The 2,644-nt window shown below is 49.1% G+C and carries 2 protein-coding genes; both read right to left on the reverse strand.

Going from position 1 to position 2,644, the window contains the following annotated elements:
- Nucleotides 1–769, reverse strand: a 769-nt coding sequence (locus QM529_07690; GenBank protein ID MDI9314536.1) for a hypothetical protein, incomplete at its 3' end; no start/stop codon positions are given.
- A 99-nt stretch (nucleotides 770–868) separates the two neighbouring features.
- Entirely contained in the window at nucleotides 869–2,257 is a 1,389-nt protein-coding gene (locus QM529_07695) for a hypothetical protein (GenBank protein ID MDI9314537.1), read from the reverse strand.
- Between the last annotated feature and the right edge of the window lie 387 nt (nucleotides 2,258–2,644).

A 2,644-nucleotide genomic window follows, 5' to 3' on the forward strand; every position in this document is an offset into this window, starting at 1 on the left:
AGTTGGCATCAGAAGTATAATAACATTTATTTGCCAAGGGTGTATAACCTGAATTATCGGTTTCAACATTGGAATCCGCAATGATGCCACCAAGCGCACGATTGTTGCCCAGATGATGATAACAGGTATGAATATCGCCCGTCGCGCCCGATGTCGCATTGACATAGGGATCATTACTATTGCTCTGAATTGAGTAAACCGCACCCCCCGCCACCCTCAATCCGCCGCTTTGCGCGCCGCTGGCCGACAGGTTTTTTGCCCAACTGACATCGGACAGGCTGAACCCCACACCTAACCCAATGCGCAAACCCCAATTGTCGGCGGAATCCAATCTAAACCGGTAACTTGGGGTAATGGTCATTACGTGATATGGCGCGTCATAATTAAATTGCGTTGTTGCGTCGCTGGTGCCCAAGCCTGTCCATTTATGATTAAAACCCAAATAATCGGCGGACAGGCCAAAACCGGTTTTACTGGTCCAACCCAAGCTAACCCCGTAACCAACCCCGCCGGTCGCGGTGGATGTATTGCCACCGATGCTGGGGCTTGACGAATTTGATTTATTCCAATCGCCGGCAAAGCTGTAAACATAACCGACATCGGCCTTTAACAACAATTTTCCCGCAACGGCGTTCGCAAGCAGGGGGCCGTTTGCGCCCGTGCCAGAAGTGGCGGCTTGTGCGTTGGCGTGGGTGGTGAAAACCACGCTGGATAGCGTGGATGTAATTAACAGCGCGGCCGTTATTTTGGTGGATAATTTATTTTTCATGATATGCTCCTTGCTGTTTATGTTTATGATTTAACTTTTCTAATGCTGGAATTTCGTCATCAAAAAATTGTCAGGACAATTTTTTGATAAATAAATTGTTTAAAAATTGACCCCCAAACCACCGCCCAAATATACGCCCAATGGCCCGGGTGCGGCCGAATAAAGCACCTGCTGCGCGCCGGCACCGACACCCTCGCCCCCGTAATATTTTATCGCGGTTAATTCATGAAAATAACGAATGTTCACATCGGCGTGGAACAAACCATATTCGCATTCGACACCTATCTGCGGCGCGATAACAAACCCAATCGCCACATCGCTGGTGCCGCCCAGGGCGGTTAAATCGCTGTTGGTAACTGCCCCGCTGGCTATCATTGCCCGTTGTTGGCTGGTGCTTAGCGAACGCCAGATATTATTATCGATGGTTACCATGGTGCCCGCGTTATAATCAGGAGGGATTTTTAAACTATATTCCGTCGCGTCTGCCAAAAGTTGTAAGTTCGCCAGTGTATCGGTCAGCTGTGTCCACACGCCACGCGCAACCGCCCCACCGCCATAGACTATCGATTTATTCTTAAGTCCATTAACAATATCATTGTCGGTTATCATCAGAAAATAAAAAGTCGGGGTATGTGGTGGTCCTGGATTCGGATTCAGCACCACATTCTCATAATCATGCATACAAGTGCTATACTCGGTGTATCCCATGAAGGTCGTATAGTCCGCAACAGCAACGCCAGTAATCTTGTCCAATAATGTCAGTGGCTCAGGCGGTAGATTGCTGTCAAAATAAATGCCATAGGTGCAGGCGGCGTTGATGGCCGGCGTGCGGTTGGCAAAGTTCGCCGTCGCCCCACCCGTACCGTCGGAGTGATAGGTCGCGTTTGCATCCTTATATATCGCGCCGCTGGTTACTCGGCTATTGCCAGTGGCGGCATTGGCCCGCCCGCCCCATGTTAGGCGAGAGATATTAACCCCCATCCCCAAGCCGACACGCAACCACCATTGATCCTTAAGCAGGGTAAAACGATAACTGGGGAGGAAGGTAACAATATCATAACGCGCGCTGTAGGTATTTTTGACCAGGCCGCTTGGGTCATTGGCCGACCAGCCACCGCTTAACCCCAAATAATCAACCGCCACCCCGACCCCAGATTGATCATTCCACCCCAGGGTAACGCCGTAGGCAATATTGCCACCCTTACCGGTATTATTATTGCCGCTATTTTGGCCGCCGGTTTTTGCTAAACCGCCGGCGAAATTAAAAACATAACCGACATCGCCTTTTAAATAAAAACCGACGGACGGTTCATCACGCAAAAAAACCCGCGGCGTTTGGCCATCGCCCTTATCAACCCCCATGACAAGCGGCACCGTGACGGCACGGGCACCATGCGCAACATTGGCCGCACCGGCGATGGCGATAATGGTGGTTATTGCATGTCGATATAGCCCAAATAATCCCCGCTGTTTTCCATTGTTCTCCATAAACCCTCCAAATACACTAAAATCAACCAAAAGTTTAGTTACTAAACCAATAGTTGTCAATAGTTATTTTTACTTTTATTTATAGAATTTTCCCCTTAGGGGCGATTTTACAACAAAACGGCTTTTGGCCGGGGTTTTTGAAAAAAAAGCGACGGGGGAATAGCGATGCCACATTGCCTTCCTTGCTTTGGCGCAATTTTTCTTAGCTAACGTTTGCGTATTAAACGCTCGTAACAAGGCTATATCGTCATCAACAAATGGCGGCGTGCGCAATCACCGCGTCAACAGTTATTGCAAATGTAAATTGCTTGATAATTAAATGGATGGCACGGGGCTGGAGCGGGTGAAGGGAATCGAACCCTCGTCACTAGCTTGGAAGGCTAGAGC

The organism is Hydrotalea sp. (assembly GCA_030054115.1).
Taxonomy (GTDB): domain Bacteria; phylum Pseudomonadota; class Alphaproteobacteria; order JASGCL01; family JASGCL01; genus JASGCL01.